Here is a 15,923-nt window from a genome sequence, read left to right as displayed (position 1 = left end):
GCGACTGCGGGGCTCGCAACACCGGCTCACTCCTCGCGCTCACGGGGTGATCTCCGTTCGCGACTGCGGGGCTCGCAAACCCGGCTCACTCCTCGCGCTCACCGGGTCACCACCTGGAGTTCCTTGATCTGGATGTCGATGACTCCGCTGGTCCGGGTCTGCGGGATGTTGCCGCTGCGGTTACCACCGACCCAGCGCACGTTCCAGAAGGTGGTGGCGGTGACCCGGTAGTTGCCGGCCTTGGCGTAGCCGTTCTCGTAGCCACAGGTCGGCGACTTCTTGCCGGCATTGGGACCGGTTGCGGAGTACGGCGTGCCGGGGCCGGTGCAGCGGACCTTATGGCCGTCGCCCATCGTCCACACGGTCCGGGCGACCGTCGCGGTGATGGTGACGGTCAGGCCCCGGTCGCTGGCCGAGGCGGTCAGCGGGCCGAAGTAGTTCCGTCCCGGGCTGGCCCACATCCAGACCGGTAGGCCGACCAGTCCGGGGCCCTTGCTGCGGCGGGGTGCGACCGACGCCCGGGGCGGCAGCAGGCTGATCGAGGCGAGCGCCCGGCGGGCCAACTCCTCCGGGTCGGGCGGGGTGCCGAACCCGGGCGGCGGCCCGTCGAGCAGCACAGTCGTCTGAGCACCCAGGTCGCCGCCGTTGCAGGTCTGGACGTACCACACCTTGCCTTCCGGGGCCTCCTGCTGGGGCTCGGCCACCTTGTAGTAGCAGCCGCTGGAGTTGTCGAACCAGCCGAGGTCCTCGCTGTAGCAGGGCAGCGGCTTGCCGTTCCACTGGCACTTGGGGGTGGCACCGGGGCCGTTGGGGCCGCCGGGGCCGGTGCCGCCGCCCGGATTGCCGGGAGTGCCCGGGTCGTCGTCCCAGACGCTGCAGTCGTTCTGCCCCGGCGGGCACTCCACCCCCGGGCCGGCCGCCTGCGCGGGCGGGGGCGTGACCACGGCGACCAGCAGGGCCAGCACCGCCCCGGCGAGCACCCGCCGGGTCAGGCCGGTGACCCGCCGCCGGGTCGCACCGGCGGGTGTCAGGCGGGCCGCATCGGCCAGCGACATCCGGGTCGCACCGGCGGGCGTCGCGCGGGCCGGGCCGGCCGGCGACATGCGGGCCGGGCCGGCGGGCGGCTCGATGAACAGCTCGGTGGGCAGCACGTGGGGTGGGTCGGCGGGGGTGGAGTGGGTCGGCACGGGCGTTCCTTCCCGGGTCAGCACGGCTGGTCCTCGTGGGCGGCACCGGAGTCGATCAGCCAGCGGCCGTCCGGGTACCGGCTCGCGGTGGCGGTCGCCAGGTGCCGGGTGCCGCCGGAACCGGGCACCACCCGCTTGTCCTTGCGGTAGACGAGCCGATAGTCGGTGGCGTCCAGGCAGTCCTGGATCTCCACGGTCGGCGGCGTGGAGTCCAGGCTGATCGAGGTGACGGTGGGGTCGGAGCGCAGCGTCCCGGTGCGTACCGCCCCGTGTCGGCGGGCGTCGCCGATGGCCACCCGGACCCGGGTGAGCAGCGGATCGCCCAGGAACTTCGTCAGCTTGGGGTGTCGGGGGTCGCTCACCTGGCTCGCCTCGCGAGAGGCGTCCAGATAGCCGGCGTACGCCGCCAGGGCGGCCCGCTCGGCGGCCCGTTCCGCCTCGGTCGGCTGCCGGGTGTCGCTCGCCGGCCGTTGGGCGGGCGCGGTGCTCGTCTCCGGCGGGTCGCCGCAGCCGGCGGTGACGCCGACCATCGCGGCGATGACCAGGCAGGTGGTCCAGCGGCGGGATGGCCCTGTACGCATTGCCGTGCCCCTCCTCGGTACCACCCGGCGGCTGCGGTCCCAGCGGCCTCCGGGTGGCGTGCGTCAGTAGGCCCGGAGGTTGCCGTTCCGGGGGCTGTCGCAGCTACCTCTGTGGATCTTAAGCACATTGTGGAGCGTGTTGTCCTGTGTGGCCTCCGACGCGGCTGCTCGGGGTTGCGTCGTCCCCAAGGGGCGAGCATAGGCTGACGTGCGCCGATACAACAGAGGCAATTCGACCGAACACTGTGAGTGATGATCGGGGGTGTCCGAAGGTGGGCGACGCGCAGGGGGGCCGGCAGGTGCCACCAGGGGCAGCCGATCGTGGGCGGGGGATCGCCGATCGGATCGGCCCGGCCGTCGAACCGGCCGCCCCACCCGAGGATATGGGACGGGTCGATCGGGCTCGCCCGATCCGTTCCCCGGGTGTCGAGGCCACCAGCCGGGAACCGTCCGGGGCGGTGACGGTCCGACCTGTGTCCACTTCGGACACCTCTCCGAGATCGGACCGTTATGGTCGCTCCGCCGGGCAGTCACCCTCCGTGTCCATCGTTCGGCGGCTGTCGGCGATGCTGCCCGTCGTACCGGCGCTCCGGCTCGCGGTCGCCCGGTACGCCGTACCCCCGGGATCGGTGAACCGGGCCGGGTGTGACGGCTGCGGCGCTCCGATCGGGCTGGACCGCCCACTGCCGGCGCTCGGCCCGACGGCCCGCTGCCCGGACTGCCGGGCCCGGGTCGGCGCGGCGCCGTTCGCGGTCGAGGCGCTGCTGGTGGTGGCGGTGGCGGTGCTCATGCTGGTGGACGGGGCGGTGGCCGAGCGGGCCGCGCTGGCCTGGTGGCTCGGCTGCGCGATCCCGCTGGTCCTGGTGGACCTGGCGGTGCACCGGCTGCCGGACCGGCTCACCTGGCCCGCCGCCGCCGGCACCTGGGCGTTGCTCGGGATCGCCGCGCTCGCCGGGGCGGGGGCCGGGCCGTGGCTGCGCGCGGTGGCGGTCGGGTCGGCGCTGGGCCTGGCCTTCGCCACCACCACGCTGCTGTTCGGCCGGCGGGGCTTCGGCCTCGGCGACGCCAAACTGGCGCTCGGGGTGGGGGCGCTGCTCGGCTGGCAGGGCTGGGGCGTGGCGGCCACCGGCCTGGTGCTGACCTTCCTGCTGTCGGCGCTGGTCAGCGTGGCCCTACTGGCGAGCCGCCGGGTCGGCTGGTCCAGCCACCTGCCCTTCGGCCCGTTCCTGGTCGCCGGCACCTGCCTCGCCCTGCTCCTGTCGCCCTGACCCCGAGCCTGCGCAGCCCGAGCCTGCCGCCCGGCGAGCCGTTGCGGCTTCCGGCCGGGGGTGAGGGCCGGGTCGGATGCTCAGTGGCGGGGGCGGGGGCCGGTGCTGACCGGTTCGCGTTCGGCCGGGGTGGCGCGGCGGCGCAGCGCCTCACCGAGGGGCCGGGCCACCAGCGGGGTGACCAGCAGGGTCACCGCCACGCCGAGGAGCAGGCCGGCGAGGACGTCGTGCGGGTAGTGCACCCCGACGAAGACCCGGGAGAACGCGGCGAGCAGGGCCAGTGGGGCGGCGAGCAGGCCCCACCGGGGGGACAGCAGCAGGATGGCGGTGGCCAGCGCGCCGGTGATGGTGGCGTGGTTGCTCGGGAAGGACCAGTCGCCGGTCGGCGGGCACTGGTCGGCCAGGATGGCGACCGCCCTGCGGCAGGGCCGGTCCTCGTCCACCACCGACTTGAGCGCCTCGCTGCACCCGTACGCCAGGACGACGGTGGCCGGAGCGACCAGGGCGAGGGCCCGGCCCCACGGGTCGGCGCGGAGCAGCCGGGGCACGGCGACGGCCACCAGCAGCAGGCCGAGCAGCAGGACCACCCCCTCGGTGAAGTGCACCGCGAACCACTGCACCGGGGCCGGGGCGGAGTCGGCCACCTCGACGACGTCGTGGTACCACTCCACGCTGATGTCGGGAATATCTGTCGTGCCGGTCTGGGTCATGACTCACCTCACCAAGAGTTCATACCGTGTTTGTCTCCGCCGGAACGTAGAAAACACCTGGACCGGCCACATCGTGCAACAGTGCAGGGTTGTCCCTGACCTTCGTCACAGCGAGTTCACAGCGGCCCCCGCGGTTGACCGTCGAGGGTCGGCTCGCGCCGGGCGAGCTGTGGGACACCGAGAGCTACGTGCTGCCGGTCCTGACGTACCTGCTGCCCGAGGTGACCCGGGGCGCGCTGCGCCGGCGCGTTCCACGTCACCGGCATCACCGGCCCCGACGAGTACGCCGCCCTGGTCGACGACGACGTCTTCACCAACCTGATGGTCCGGCGCAACCTGCGCGGCGCCGCCGACGCCGCCGAACGGCACCCGGCACGGGCGGCCACGCTGGGCGTGGACGCCGGGGAGACCGCCCGCTGGCGGGCCGCCGCCGACGCGGTGCACCTGCCCTACGACCGCAAGCGCGGGGTGCACCAGCAGGCGGCCGGCTTCACCGAGCAGCCCGAGTGGGACTTCGCGGCGATGACCGACGACGATTATCCGCTGCTGCTGCACTTCCCCTATCTGGAGTTGTACCGCAGGCAGGTGGTCAAGCAGGCCGACCTGGTGCTCGCCATGCAGCGCTGCCCGGGGGAGTTCACCGCCGAGGCCAAGGCCCGCAACTTCGCCTACTACCAGGCCCGCACCGTCCGCGACTCGTCGCTCTCCGCCGGCTCCCAGGCCGTGCTGGCCGCCGAGCTGGGCCACCTGGACCTGGCATACGACCTGTTCGCCGAGGCGGCGCTGCACGACCTCGCCGACCTCGGCGACAAGACCGGCGACGGGCTGCACCTGGCCGTGCTGGCCGGGGCGTGGACGGCGGCGGTGGAGGGCTTCGGCGGGCTGCGCGACGACACCGGCGGGCTGTCGTTCACCCCCCGACTGCCGGCCCGGATCGACCGGCTCGCCTTCCACCTGCGCTGGCACGGGCACCGGCTGCGGGTCACCCTGACCCGGGACGAGGCCCGCTACGAACTGCCCGACGCCGACCCGGCGACGGCGGTCGAGCTGCGGCACGCCGGGGAGCCGGTCACCGTCACCGGCGGGACGGCGGTGACCCGGCCGATGCCGCCGGTGCCCGACCCGGGGCCGGAACCACCGTCACCCGCCGGCCGGCGGCCGGCCCGTCGGGCCTGACCCGCCCCGCATCCGCTCCCGCACCGCCGCCAGCTCCTCGAAGGCGTACGCCCAGTTGTGGCACTTGAAGCTGCGCAGCCCGGTGATCGGGGTGTGGCAGTCGAGGCAGTGCACCCCGGCGATCGCGTCCGGGACCTCGGTGTTGACGTACCGGCGATCGCCGAGGATGACCGTGGCGATCATCGTCGGGTCGTGCACCCCCTTCAGGGCCGACGCGACGATGTCCAGCCAGGTGGCCCGGCGTCCGCACTTGGGGCAGTCCGGCTCGTCGCCGCTGACCCACAACGGTGCGCCGATGCTCTGCGCCGGCATCCCGAGCAGCTTCTCCAGCCGGCGTACGTCGTGCTCCGGGGTGGTCCAACGGTGCCGCCCCGGAAGCGAGGCGGGTGAGTCGTACACGGCCCGGAACAGGGCCGGGTCCACCTCCACGGTCTCCCGGGCAGTGTTCATCGGGTGCCTCCTCGCCGACAGTCGGTGTCACCGTCATACCGGGACGTACCGGCTCGGCGCAGCCGGATCGCCGACACGGCGGGTCAGCGGGTCATCGCCCCGGGTGCTAGACATCAGGGCGCGACGTGCTCGCCGCGCGGCGGTGGGCCGTGCCTGCGCACCGACGACCGCGAGCGGAAGGGAGGGCCGATGACCGAGCCGATCGACGCCGAGCAGGGGCCGAACGTGGCCCGGATGTACGACTACTTCCTCGGCGGGTGCCACAACTTCGCCGCCGACCGGGCCGCCGCCGAGCAGGTCCTGCGGATCTTTCCGGACACCGGCATCTCCGCCCAGGCCAACCGGCACTTCCTGCGCCGGGCCGTGCGGCACGCCGCCGAGCTGGGGGTACGCCAGTTCCTCGACATCGGCGCCGGGCTGCCCACCCAGGGCAACGTGCACGAGATCGTCCGCCGGGTCACCCCCGACTCGACAGTGGTCTACGTCGACTACGACCAGGTCGCCGTCGCGTACGCCCGGCGGCTGTTGCCGGTCGACCACCGCACCGCCGTCGTCCGGGGCGACCTGCGCCACCCGGACGAGCTGCTGACCCACCCCGACGTGCGGGCCGTGATCGACTTCGACCGGCCGGTCGCCGTGCTGCTGGTGGCGGTGCTGCACTTCGTCGCCGACGCCGAGCAGCCGTACGCCGCCGTCACCCGGCTGCGGGAGGCGACCGTGCCCGGCAGCCCGCTGATCCTCTCCCACCTCACCCTGGACGACGCCCCGCCGCTGCCCGCCCAGCAGGGCCAGGCGGTCTACCAGCGCAGCAGCGCCCCGCTGGTGCCCCGCACGTACGCCGACGTCCTGCGCTTCTTCGACGGCTACGACCTGCTCGATCCGGGACTGGTGCGGTCGGCCGAGTGGCGTCCCGACGGGGAGCCGCAGGAGCGGGTCTCCCACAGCTACGCCGGGATGGGCCTGCGCCGCTGACCGTCTGCCGCAGGCGGCACGGGTCCTGCATGACGCTCCGGCCGGGCGGGTCATGGATCTTGCATGGCGCTCCGGCCGGGCGGGGCACGGGTCCTGCGGTGCCGCTCCGGCCGGGCCGGGTGCAGCGGTCACGGTGCCACCGCCTCGGCCCGGCGGATGATCCGCCGTCCGAGCTGGAGCACCAGCAGCGCGACCAGGGCCCCGACCGTGCCGAGGGCGTACATGGCCGGCACTCCGGCGGTCAGCGCCGCCGCACCGGCCGTGGTGCCCAGGCCGATGCCGAGGTAGATGGCGGACGAGTTCAGCGACACCACCAGCGGGGCCTGCTGCGGCGCGGCGGCGATCAACCGGTGCTGCTGTGCCGGGGTCTGGCACCAGCTCGCCGCGCCCCACGCGCAGACCAGCAGTCCGACCAGAGGTGTCGGGGCGGACCCGGCGGTGCTGAGCGCGCCGAGCACACCCAGCGCGACGGCCAGCGCGGCGTACCCGACGACCAGCACCGGGACCGCGCCCCACCGGTCGGTGGCGTACCCGGAGGCGAGGTTGCCGGCGATCGCACCCACCCCGTAGAGCAGCAACATCAGGTTGACCTGGTACGCGCTGACGCCGAGCGCGCCGAGGGTCGGCACCGCGAAGGCGTACACGGTGTAGCAGGCGGTCATCCCGATCACGGTGAGCGGCAGCACGGCGAGCACGGCCGGGCGGCGCAGCGTGGTCAGCCGGGTGCGCAACGGCACCGCCGGGCCGCCGGGCAGCGCGGGCATGGCCAGCCGGACGGCCACCGCGACGGCGAGCGCCAGCAGGGCCACCGCGGTGAGCGCGGCCCGCCAGCCCAGCCACCGGCCGGTCAGCCCACCGAGCGGGACGCCGAGCGCGGTGGCGACGGTCAGCCCGCCGATCACCACCGCCAGGGCCCGCCCCCGCAGCGCGGGCGGCACCAGCGAGGTGCCGACGGCACCCGCGTTGGGGGTGTACGCGGCGGCACCGGCGGCGGCGACGACCCGGCCGACGATCAGCACCGGGAGCGTGCCGGCACCCGCCGAGACCAGGTTCCCGGCGGCGAGCACCAGCAGTGCGGCGACGAGCAGGGTACGGCGCGGCAGCCGGGCGGTCAGGGTGGACAGCACCGGGGCGAGGATCGCGTACGAGATCGCGAACACCGTCACCGACTGCCCGGCGGCGGCGGTGGAGACCCGCAGGGCGGCGGCCATGTCGGGCAGCAGGCCGGCGACCACGAACGCGTCGGTGCCGACGGCGAAGGTGCCGGCTGCGAGGATCAACGTGAACCGTAGGCCCCGGCTGGGCGGGGCCGTGGTGGCCGGCCCCGGGCCGGTGCGGGTGTGCAGGTGGGACATGAGGTCTCCGGTGTGCGGGGCAGTGTGCGGTGGTGCGGCGAACCGCGCCGGGCACGGGAGTTCGGATGCGGACAGGCCGGGCCGGGCGGCAGGGAACGCCCGACCCGCCGGCCGGACCCGCCGGCCGGTGGTTCAGCGGCGGTGGGTCGGCAGTCGCGGGGGTGGGTGCGGGTGGGGCGTCAGCCGCGCAGCAGCGCGTAGCGGCGACGGGTGCGTTCGGCCGCTTCCGGCGGAGCCGATTCGAGCAGGTCGGCCAGGGTGTGACCGGCCAACTCGCGCCGCCAGGCCAGGTCGGCACGGTGCATGACGGTGCTGATGGCACACGGCGTGCGGAATTCCGGCGCGGAGGGGTCGACCCCTGCGCCACGCTGGCGGATCTCGGTGCAGCGGAACGGGTTGTCGGCCCCGTCGATCGCCACCACCACGTCCATCACGGTCACCTCCGCCGGTTGGCGGGCGAGTCGGAACCCACCGCGCGCACCGGGCACCGACTGGAGGATGCCGGCCCTGGTCAGGGCCTGGAGGCACTTGGTGAGGTACGCCGGAGGCAGCTCGAACCACTCGGCGAGCCGGGCGGCGGGCATCGGGTGTTCGCCGCCGATCCAGGCGAGGGTGAGGCAGCAGTGCAGCCCCCACTCGACCTGCTCGCTCATCCGCATAATCAGGATAGTACACATCCTGGTTCGATCTGGTGGGTCGGCGCTGCCGGCCCGGAAACGGCGGATGCCCATCCTGGTTCTTCGGTGGGTCGGCGCTGCCGGGCCGGAAACGCGGGTGCCCATCCGACCCGTCGGTGTGCGGCGGCGTGCGTACCAGGGATGATCGCCCGGTCGCGGCACGCGGCCCCCGCCCCGGTCGCGGCTGTCGCCCGATCCACCCTCGCCGGATCGACCCGCCGTGCCGCCGGGGTGGACCCGCGCCGAGGCGGGTGGCCGTCGGTCCCGCGCCGCCAGCGGCCGTGGCGTGCCCATATGCGCACCGCATAATGGGTGTACGGCCTCCGCCCGGACCGACGGAGGCGAGGAGCAGCGACGGCCGCCGGTCGGGGGTCGAGGCGACGAGCGGAGACGGCGGTACGGTGACCCAGGCGATGCCGAACGTGACCCGGAACACGCGTCAGCGCGGTGAGGTGCTGGCGTTGCTGCGCGAGGTCGACGGTTTCCACACCGCGCAGCAACTGCACCAGATGCTGGTGGCCCGCAAGGCCCGGGTCGGGCTGACCACGGTCTACCGCACCCTGCAACTGCTCGTCGACGCCCGGGAGATCGACTCCACCCGGCTACCCGGCGGCGAGCAGTTGTTCCGCCGGTGCAGCCAGAGCCGGCACCATCACCACCTGGTCTGCCGGCAGTGCGGCAGCACGGTGGAGGTGGCCGGGCCGGCGGTCGAGCGGTGGGCCGACCAGGTCGCCGCCCAGCACGGCTTCACCGAGGTCGGGCACACCTTCGAGATCTTCGGCACCTGCGCGGAGTGCGCCCGCTGACCGGCGACGCTGCGCGTTGACGACAAGCGTTTCCATGTGCTGCGGCCTGGTGTCCGGCGGGCGGGGCGGTGTGTGACCGCACGCCGACCCGCCCACCGGAATCAGATGCGCGTCAGCAGTTCCGCAGCTCGGGGGACTGGTTCAGGAGCTGGCCACGGGTGGAGACGAAGCGTCGGTAGGGCTCCGAGTCGACCGCCGACGGGCGGAACGCGGCAACCCGATGGCAGTTCTGGAATGCCAGCTTCACCCCGAAGTGGCGCTCCAGGCTGCCTCGGATGGCGTCGCTGGCCAGTGCACGCAGCAACTGCCCGCGCTCCGCCTCGCCGGGCGGGGGCACGACGTTGTCGGCCCGGTCCGACCCGGACGACTCCAGGTCGGCGACGACCCGGCTCACGGTCTGCCAGGCGTACGGCAGGGAATCCTGTACGCAGGCGATGAAGTCCTGGTCGGTCACGGGGCCCGCTTCGGCGGCTTCCAGCAGGGTGGGCGGCACGGTGAGAGACATGATCCTCCTCAGGTGATAATGATTATGGATGTCGTTAGCGCCAACGCTGCGAGCACACCACGTCACCCCGTCGGCGTCAACGCCGACACTCCGGTCGCCCGTACGTCCCGCTCGCCGAACACGTTGTGCCCTGCCGCGTGGCGCGAGAACGGGGCACGTGGATTCCCCGCCGTCGACATCTCACGCCGGGTGCCGGGAAATGGGCAGCAGGCATGGACGTTGCCACCGGTGTCGGACGGACTGGCGCTTCTGCAACAGCTGCTTCAGCCTGGTGCGAAACCAACCCGTACACCGCCACCAGGTGCCCAGCCGGGAAGGGCCGTCAGGTGGCCACCACGGCAGCCGTCAGGGCGATGACCGGCGGAGCCTGTTCCCGGGTCGCCGGGCTACTCACCGGGGGGTGACCTCCTGCTGGAGTACGCCGAGGTAGCCGTGGGCGGCGATCCGCTTCGCCCGGTCGGTGTAGAAGTCGGGGTCGTCCGGGAGCACGGTGGCCAACCCGTCGACGTACCGGTTGAACATGCAGAACGCGGCGGCGATCAGCACCGTGTCATGGATCTCCACATCGGTGGCGCCCTCGGTCCGGGCGGCGGTCACCAGATCCTCGGTGACCTCCTTGCCACCGCGTTGGACCGCGCCGGCGACGTCGAGCAGTGCACGCATCTTGGCCGACAGCGGTGCGCCGTCCACATCGTCATGTACCTGCTCGACCAGGGCCATGCCCTCGGGAAGCTGCGCTGCCGCGTACGCCGCGTGGGCGGAGTAGCAGTACCGGCACTCGTTGAGCCCCGACACATAGGCCGCGATAAGTTCGCGTTCGCCACGGGTCAACGTGCCGGGGGCGCACAGCAACGCCTCGACCAGCCCGTTGAGCGGCAGCGCTGTCTCCGGCCTGAACCGGAACAGACCGCGAATCCCGGGTTCGTTGGTGTGGAGAGTGATGTGTGGCATGCGCACTCCTTCGCCGAACCGGTCGACACCCGGGGCTTCGTGAGACGGGCTGGCGTCCAGCCTGAGCCACGTCCATCGATCTCGTCAACGTCTCGGGTACGTCTGCCGCCGGTCTGCCCTACCTCGGCATCCGGCCCGGCGTCGATGGCGGTGCTCCCGCCGAACAGATCCGCTCCACCGACCAGAGAGATCACCGAAATCCGGCACTCGATGGTCTGCCGCGTACCCGGCGAGGGGTACGGGAACGCCCCGGGTGGCTGCCCGGGGCGTTCCGCAGTCTGCGGTCGTCAGGCTCATGCCAGCGGCAGTGCCCCCGCCTCATGTGCGTTTGCGGATCTCCTCGGTGGCTTGGGGGACGATCTTGAATAGGTCGCCGACCACGCCGTAGTCGGCCAGTTCGAAGATCGGGGCCTCGTCGTCCTTGTTCACCGCGACGATCGTCTTCGAGGTCTGCATACCGGCCCGGTGCTGGATCGCCCCGGAGATACCCAACGCGACGTACAGCTGCGGGGACACGGTCCTGCCGGTCTGCCCGACCTGGAACTGATGCGGATAGTAACCGGAATCGACAGCCGCCCGCGACGCCCCGACCGCCCCACCGAGCAGATCCGCCAACTCCTCGACCAACGCGAAGTTATCGGCGTTGCCGACACCACGACCACCCGAAACCACCACCGACGCCTCGGTCAACTCCGGACGGGAACCCTTCTGCTCGACGACCCGCTCCACGACCCGGGCCAACTTGTCGACATCCCCCACCGACACGATGAGCTGCTCCACCACCGGGCTGACCGCCGCCGGAACCGGGGTCACCGAGTTCGGCCGCACCGTCACCAACGGCAACCCCCTGGTCACCTTCGACCTGACGACGGTCGACCCGGCGAACACGACCTGCGTGGCAATACCATCAGCGTCCAAGCCGACCACATCGGTCAGGACGCCGTTGTCCAGCCTGACCGCCAACCGGGCCGCGATCTCCTTACCCTCCTGAACCGACGCCAACAACACCGCCGCCGGCCGCACCCGGCCGACCAGCTCAGCCAGCACAGCCGCCTTCGGAGCCACCAGGTACCCGTCGATCTCCTCACTCTCCGCCGCGTAGACCTTCTCCGCCCCGTACTCACCAAGCTTCGCGCTCAACGCCCCGCCGGCACCGACACCACCGAGCACCACCGCACTCGGGGTACCCAACCCACGGGCAAGGGTGAGCATCTCCAGGGTGACCTTCTTAACGCCGAACTCCCGGGTGGCTTCAACGACAACAAGAACCTCAGCCATGTTCACACCCCTCACACGAACTTCTCAGTAGCGAGGAACTCGACCAACCGCACACCGCCGGACCCCTCATCGATGACCTTCACACCACCCGAACGCGGCGGACGCCTGGAATGCCCGACCACCACACTGGTCGCACCCTCCACACCCACCTCAACCGACGCCACACCCAGATCAGCCAGGGAAAGCGTCCGCACCGGCTTCTTCTTCGCCGCCATGATCCCCTTGAACGACGGATAACGCGGCTCATTGATCGTGTCCCACACCGACACCACCGCCGGAATCGACGCGGTGACCACCTCGTAACCCTCCTCCGTCTGCCGCTCCACCGTCAGCATCCCCCCGTCGACGGTGAGCTTGCGCGCACCCGTCAACGCCGCGACCCCCCACCGCTCGGCGATCATGTGCGGCATCACCTGCACCCGACCATCAGTCGACTCCGCACCACAGATCACCAGATCAGCATCCAACTGCCCCAAAGCAGCAGCAAGCACCCTCGAGGTAGCCACCGCACAGGACCCGCGCAGAGCATCATCGAGGATGTGCACCGCAGCGTCCGGACCCATCGACAGCGCCTTACGGACCGACTCGACCGCCCGATCCGGACCCATCGTCAGGACCGTGACCTCACCACCATGCGCCTCCCTGACCTTCAACGCCTCCTCGATCGCGTACTCATCCATCTCATTGATCACATTGCTCGCCGAACCGCGATCGACAGTATGGTCGTCACCACGCAGGCTACGGTCCGCACCCGAATCAGGCACCTGCTTGACCAGTACGACGATGTTCATCGCGCTTCGATATCCCTTCTACGTTGTTCGTCGGGCCGGGCCGCGACGTATGGCTCACAGTGTGCTGAGACCTCTTCGGCCCGGACACCCGACATGGTCAGGCCAGCGCCGGACGATAGCTGGCCGCCCCGCCGACCGCCGGAACACGGTCCAGGGCTCGGACGATGTCCTCGACCCGCTCCTTGGCGTCGCCGAAGAGCATCTGGCTGTTGTCGCGGAAGAACAGCGGGTTCTGCACGCCGGCGTAGCCCGTGGCCATCGACCGTTTGAAGACGATCACGTCGTGGGCGTTCCAGACCTTCAGCACCGGCATGCCGGCGATCGGCGAGGACGGGTCCTCCGACGCGGCCGGGTTGACCGTGTCGTTGGCACCGATGACCAGAACCACGTCGGTGGTGTCGAAGTCGTCGTTGATCTCGTCCATCTCGAACACGATGTCGTAGGGCACCTTGGCCTCGGCCAGCAGCACGTTCATGTGGCCGGGCAGGCGACCCGCCACGGGGTGGATGCCGAACCGCACGTCGACGCCCCTGGCCCGGAGCTTCGCGGTCAGGTCGGCGACGGGGTACTGCGCCTGTGCCACCGCCATGCCGTAGCCGGGGGTGATGACCACCGAGGACGCGCCGGCCAGCAGTTCGGCGACGGCGTCGGCCTGGATCTCGCGGTGCTCGCCGTAGTCTTTCTCACCTCCGGGACCGGCCGCGACGCCGAAGCCACCGGCGATGACGGAGATGAAGGAACGGTTCATCGCCTTGCACATGATGTAGGACAGGTAGGCGCCGGATGAGCCGACCAACGCGCCGGTCACGATCAGCAGGTCGTTGCCGAGCAGGAACCCCGAGGCGGCTGCGGCCCAACCCGAGTAGCTGTTGAGCATCGAGACCACGACCGGCATGTCGCCGCCACCGATGGAGGCGACCAGGTGCCAGCCCAGGGCCAGAGCGAGCACCGTCAACACGACGAGGACGGCATCCTGGCCGGCGCTGTCGGCGTAGGTGGCGGTGTAGACGATGGTGAGGATCGTGAAGAGGACCAGCGAACCGATGTTGATGACGTTCTTGCCCGGCAGCATGAGCGGGGCGGACTTCATCTTTCCCGAGAGCTTCAGGTTGGCGACGATCGAGCCGGTGAAGGTGACCGCGCCGATGAAGATGCCGATCGATACCTCGGCCTCGTGGATGTTGTTGAGGCTCGCCAGAGCGTAGTGCGCGCCCGTGAGGTGGCCGTTCCAGCCGATCGCGACGGCGGCGAGTCCGACGAAACTGTGCAGCAGCGCGATGAGTTCCGGCATTCCGGTCATCTCGACGATCTTGGCCCGCCACAGGCCGATCACGGCACCGACCGCGATCGAGGCCAGCATGAGCGAGATCGACACCGTGCCGCCGTCGAGGTCGGTGGTGACGTCGACGACCAGGGCCACGGTGGCGACGAGCGCCACGGCCATGCCGACGATCCCGTAGGTCAGGCCGTTCCTGGCGGACTCGTGCTTCGACAGGCCCGCCAGCGAGAGGATGAACAACAGTGCGGCGACGATGTACGCCGCGCCAGTGGTGGAGATGATGTCCATTGCTCACAGCCCCTTCTGGAACATGCCGAGCATGCGCCGCGTGACCGCGAAGCCACCGAAGATGTTGATCGAGGCAAGCAGAGTCGCCGCAGCGGAGAGGATCCGTACGGTGGTGTCCTCCGACGCGATCTGGATCAGCGCACCGACCACGACCACACCGGAGATCGCGTTGGTGACCGACATCAGTGGCGTGTGCAGCGCGTGTGCCACCTTGCCGATGACGTAGTAACCGATCACGACCGAGAGCATCAGCGTGGTGAAGTGTCGCGGGATCGGGTCCGGCGCGGTCGCGTTGACCAGCCAGAACAGGGCGATGCCGCCCAGCACCAGGCCGACCTTCGCAGCTGCGGACAGCGGTGCCTTCTGCTCCGTGGCCGCAGCGGCAACCGTGGGAGTCGCGGTGGCGGGGGCGGCCCTGACCGGTACGGCCGGCGGCGGCCAGGTGGACTCGCCCTCCCTCACGACGGTGATGCCGCGCTGGACGACGTCGTCGAAGTCCAGCGTCAGGTTGCCGTCCTTCTCGGGGGTCAGCAGCTTGAGCAGGTTGACGATGTTGGTGCCGTACAACTGCGACGTCTGCGCGGCCAGGCGGCCGGCGAGGTCGGTGTAGCCCAGGATCGTCACGCCGTTCCCGGTGACGACCTTCTGATCCGCCACGGTGCCCGCCACGTTGCCACCGTTGGCCGCGGCCATGTCGACGATCACGGAGCCGTTCCGCATCCCGGCCACGGTCTCGGCGGTGAGCAGGCTCGGCGCCGGACGTCCGGGGATCAGCGCGGTGGTGATGACGATGTCGGCGGCGCGCGCCTCCTCGTCGTACACCGCGGCGGTCGCGGCCTGCTGCTCCGCGGTCATCTCCCTGGCATAGCCGTCGGATGACCGCTCCGCCTCGAACACGGACCTGTCCAGCTCGACGAACTGCGCGCCCACCGACTCGACCTGCTCGGCCACCTCGGGACGCACGTCGAACGCGCGCACGACCGCACCCATCGCCGACGCGGCACCGATCGCGGCCAGACCCGCGACACCGGCACCCACCACGAACACCCGGGCCGGCGGGATCTTGCCCGCCGCGGTCACCTGGCCGGTGAACATCCGGCCGAACTCGTGCGCGGCCTCGACCACGGCGCGGTAGCCCGCGACGTTCGCCATCGAGGACAGCACGTCCATCGACTGCGCGCGCGAGATCCGCGGCACAGCGTCCATGGCGAGCGCGGTCACGCCCTGCGCCTGCAGCTTCTCCAACAGTTCGGGGCTACGGCCCGGCGCCATCATCGAGATGATCGTGGCACCCCGCCGGAGCCGGCTGATCTCCTCGTGGGTGGGGGCGTTGACCTTCACGACGACGTCGGCGGCCCACACCTCCTGCGTCGTGCCGACCCGGACACCAGCGTCGGTGAACGCGCTGTCAGGCTGGTCGGCACGGTCGCCGGCGCCCGACTCGACGATCACGTCGTAGCCGAGTTTGGTCAGTGGGGACACGGTCCTGGCGGTCGCCGCGACCAGGGCACCCTGTTCCGACTCGCTCGGGATGCCGATCAGCATGAGTATCGTCCCTCTCTCGATTTCACCGTGCCCACCCTGCCCGGAAAGCCGAGGGAGCGCGGGGCGGCTGCGAGCCACCGGCCCCTGCCGTGGCCCGCGGACGA

General features: G+C 71.5%; 17 protein-coding genes. 4 read left to right on the top strand and 13 right to left on the bottom strand.

Going from position 1 to position 15,923, the window contains the following annotated elements:
- Nucleotides 1–98 precede the first annotated feature (98 nt).
- Complete coding sequence (locus ACIG87_RS21730) at nucleotides 99–1,055, bottom strand: hypothetical protein (protein WP_396852906.1); 957 nt, start codon at nucleotides 1,053–1,055, stop codon at nucleotides 99–101.
- Between the two features lie 149 nt (nucleotides 1,056–1,204).
- Nucleotides 1,205–1,768 (bottom strand): hypothetical protein, encoded by a 564-nt coding sequence (locus ACIG87_RS21725; protein ID WP_396852705.1) that lies wholly within the window; start codon nucleotides 1,766–1,768, stop codon nucleotides 1,205–1,207.
- Nucleotides 1,769–2,334: 566 nt separating this feature from the next.
- Here ACIG87_RS21725 and ACIG87_RS21720 point away from each other — a divergent pair.
- Entirely contained in the window at nucleotides 2,335–3,036 is a 702-nt protein-coding gene (locus ACIG87_RS21720; protein WP_396852905.1) for a prepilin peptidase, read from the top strand.
- Between the two features lie 80 nt (nucleotides 3,037–3,116).
- Here the strand turns inward: ACIG87_RS21720 and ACIG87_RS21715 are convergent, their stop codons facing one another.
- Both ACIG87_RS21715 and ACIG87_RS21710 read right to left on the bottom strand, forming a co-directional pair.
- The gene (locus ACIG87_RS21715) at nucleotides 3,117–3,746 is read right to left on the bottom strand and encodes a phosphatase PAP2 family protein (protein ID WP_396852704.1); all 630 of its coding nucleotides are present in this window, start codon (nucleotides 3,744–3,746) and stop codon (nucleotides 3,117–3,119) included.
- A gap of 116 nt (nucleotides 3,747–3,862) precedes the next feature.
- The gene (locus ACIG87_RS21710) at nucleotides 3,863–4,060 is read right to left on the bottom strand and encodes a hypothetical protein (protein ID WP_396852703.1); all 198 of its coding nucleotides are present in this window, start codon (nucleotides 4,058–4,060) and stop codon (nucleotides 3,863–3,865) included.
- Between ACIG87_RS21710 and ACIG87_RS21705 the strand changes: the two genes are divergently transcribed.
- Nucleotides 4,011–4,922, top strand: a complete 912-nt coding sequence (locus tag ACIG87_RS21705; protein ID WP_396852904.1) for a glycosyl hydrolase family 65 protein — start codon at nucleotides 4,011–4,013, stop codon at nucleotides 4,920–4,922. The genes ACIG87_RS21710 and ACIG87_RS21705 overlap by 50 nt on opposite strands.
- On the opposite strand, the gene ACIG87_RS21700 is transcribed toward ACIG87_RS21705, so the two are convergent.
- Nucleotides 4,887–5,372, bottom strand: a complete 486-nt coding sequence (locus tag ACIG87_RS21700) for a hypothetical protein (protein WP_396852702.1) — start codon at nucleotides 5,370–5,372, stop codon at nucleotides 4,887–4,889. The genes ACIG87_RS21705 and ACIG87_RS21700 overlap by 36 nt on opposite strands.
- Nucleotides 5,373–5,561: 189 nt before the next feature.
- Here ACIG87_RS21700 and ACIG87_RS21695 point away from each other — a divergent pair, with 189 nt between their 5' ends.
- Entirely contained in the window at nucleotides 5,562–6,344 is a 783-nt protein-coding gene (locus ACIG87_RS21695) for an SAM-dependent methyltransferase (RefSeq protein WP_396852700.1), read from the top strand.
- Nucleotides 6,345–6,472: 128 nt separating this feature from the next.
- Here the strand turns inward: ACIG87_RS21695 and ACIG87_RS21690 are convergent, their stop codons facing one another.
- Together ACIG87_RS21690 and ACIG87_RS21685 are read right to left on the bottom strand one after the other, a co-directional pair.
- The gene (locus ACIG87_RS21690) at nucleotides 6,473–7,699 is read right to left on the bottom strand and encodes an MFS transporter (RefSeq protein ID WP_396852698.1); all 1,227 of its coding nucleotides are present in this window, start codon (nucleotides 7,697–7,699) and stop codon (nucleotides 6,473–6,475) included.
- A 179-nt stretch (nucleotides 7,700–7,878) separates the two neighbouring features.
- The gene (locus tag ACIG87_RS21685) at nucleotides 7,879–8,352 is read right to left on the bottom strand and encodes an RrF2 family transcriptional regulator (RefSeq protein ID WP_396852697.1); all 474 of its coding nucleotides are present in this window, start codon (nucleotides 8,350–8,352) and stop codon (nucleotides 7,879–7,881) included.
- A gap of 437 nt (nucleotides 8,353–8,789) precedes the next feature.
- Here ACIG87_RS21685 and ACIG87_RS21680 point away from each other — a divergent pair, with 437 nt between their 5' ends.
- Nucleotides 8,790–9,182, top strand: coding sequence for a Fur family transcriptional regulator (locus tag ACIG87_RS21680; RefSeq protein ID WP_396852696.1), 393 nt, complete (start codon nucleotides 8,790–8,792; stop codon nucleotides 9,180–9,182).
- A 112-nt stretch (nucleotides 9,183–9,294) separates the two neighbouring features.
- Here ACIG87_RS21680 and ACIG87_RS21675 read toward each other — a convergent pair whose 3' ends face one another.
- The 6 genes from ACIG87_RS21675 to ACIG87_RS21650 form a co-directional block, all read right to left on the bottom strand.
- Complete coding sequence (locus ACIG87_RS21675; RefSeq protein ID WP_396852695.1) at nucleotides 9,295–9,687, bottom strand: SCO5389 family protein; 393 nt, start codon at nucleotides 9,685–9,687, stop codon at nucleotides 9,295–9,297.
- 390 nt (nucleotides 9,688–10,077) lie between these two features.
- Complete coding sequence (locus ACIG87_RS21670; protein WP_396852694.1) at nucleotides 10,078–10,638, bottom strand: carboxymuconolactone decarboxylase family protein; 561 nt, start codon at nucleotides 10,636–10,638, stop codon at nucleotides 10,078–10,080.
- A 318-nt stretch (nucleotides 10,639–10,956) separates the two neighbouring features.
- Nucleotides 10,957–11,916, bottom strand: coding sequence for an electron transfer flavoprotein subunit alpha/FixB family protein (locus ACIG87_RS21665; RefSeq protein WP_396852693.1), 960 nt, complete (start codon nucleotides 11,914–11,916; stop codon nucleotides 10,957–10,959).
- Between the two features lie 11 nt (nucleotides 11,917–11,927).
- Nucleotides 11,928–12,707: an electron transfer flavoprotein subunit beta/FixA family protein gene (locus tag ACIG87_RS21660; RefSeq protein ID WP_396852692.1), complete on the bottom strand. Its 780-nt coding sequence runs from the start codon at nucleotides 12,705–12,707 to the stop codon at nucleotides 11,928–11,930.
- A 97-nt stretch (nucleotides 12,708–12,804) separates the two neighbouring features.
- Entirely contained in the window at nucleotides 12,805–14,274 is a 1,470-nt protein-coding gene (gene pntB, locus ACIG87_RS21655; RefSeq protein ID WP_396852691.1) for a Re/Si-specific NAD(P)(+) transhydrogenase subunit beta, read from the bottom strand.
- Between the two features lie 3 nt (nucleotides 14,275–14,277).
- Nucleotides 14,278–15,819, bottom strand: coding sequence for a Re/Si-specific NAD(P)(+) transhydrogenase subunit alpha (locus ACIG87_RS21650; RefSeq protein ID WP_396852690.1), 1,542 nt, complete (start codon nucleotides 15,817–15,819; stop codon nucleotides 14,278–14,280).
- Between the last annotated feature and the right edge of the window lie 104 nt (nucleotides 15,820–15,923).

The sequence above is a fragment of the Micromonospora sp. NPDC051925 genome (genome assembly GCF_044548625.1).
Taxonomy (GTDB): domain Bacteria; phylum Actinomycetota; class Actinomycetes; order Mycobacteriales; family Micromonosporaceae; genus Micromonospora.
The sequence above is the reverse complement of the archived record's forward strand: the minus strand, read 5'-3'. Positions and strand labels throughout refer to the sequence as shown.

Coding starts and splice junctions, on each gene's coding strand:
- ACIG87_RS21650 (WP_396852690.1), bottom strand. CDS start 15,819: ATGCTGATCGGCATCCCGAGCGAGTCGGAACAGGGTGCCCTGGTCGCG.
- ACIG87_RS21675 (WP_396852695.1), bottom strand. CDS start 9,687: ATGTCTCTCACCGTGCCGCCCACCCTGCTGGAAGCCGCCGAAGCGGGC.
- ACIG87_RS21690 (WP_396852698.1), bottom strand. CDS start 7,699: ATGTCCCACCTGCACACCCGCACCGGCCCGGGGCCGGCCACCACGGCC.
- ACIG87_RS21695 (WP_396852700.1), top strand. CDS start 5,562: ATGACCGAGCCGATCGACGCCGAGCAGGGGCCGAACGTGGCCCGGATG.
- ACIG87_RS21720 (WP_396852905.1), top strand. CDS start 2,335: ATGCTGCCCGTCGTACCGGCGCTCCGGCTCGCGGTCGCCCGGTACGCC.
- ACIG87_RS21700 (WP_396852702.1), bottom strand. CDS start 5,372: ATGAACACTGCCCGGGAGACCGTGGAGGTGGACCCGGCCCTGTTCCGG.
- ACIG87_RS21685 (WP_396852697.1), bottom strand. CDS start 8,352: ATGAGCGAGCAGGTCGAGTGGGGGCTGCACTGCTGCCTCACCCTCGCC.
- pntB (WP_396852691.1), bottom strand. CDS start 14,274: ATGGACATCATCTCCACCACTGGCGCGGCGTACATCGTCGCCGCACTG.
- ACIG87_RS21680 (WP_396852696.1), top strand. CDS start 8,790: ATGCCGAACGTGACCCGGAACACGCGTCAGCGCGGTGAGGTGCTGGCG.
- ACIG87_RS21715 (WP_396852704.1), bottom strand. CDS start 3,746: ATGACCCAGACCGGCACGACAGATATTCCCGACATCAGCGTGGAGTGG.
- ACIG87_RS21670 (WP_396852694.1), bottom strand. CDS start 10,638: ATGCCACACATCACTCTCCACACCAACGAACCCGGGATTCGCGGTCTG.
- ACIG87_RS21660 (WP_396852692.1), bottom strand. CDS start 12,707: ATGAACATCGTCGTACTGGTCAAGCAGGTGCCTGATTCGGGTGCGGAC.
- ACIG87_RS21725 (WP_396852705.1), bottom strand. CDS start 1,768: ATGCGTACAGGGCCATCCCGCCGCTGGACCACCTGCCTGGTCATCGCC.
- ACIG87_RS21730 (WP_396852906.1), bottom strand. CDS start 1,055: ATGTCGCTGGCCGATGCGGCCCGCCTGACACCCGCCGGTGCGACCCGG.
- ACIG87_RS21665 (WP_396852693.1), bottom strand. CDS start 11,916: ATGGCTGAGGTTCTTGTTGTCGTTGAAGCCACCCGGGAGTTCGGCGTT.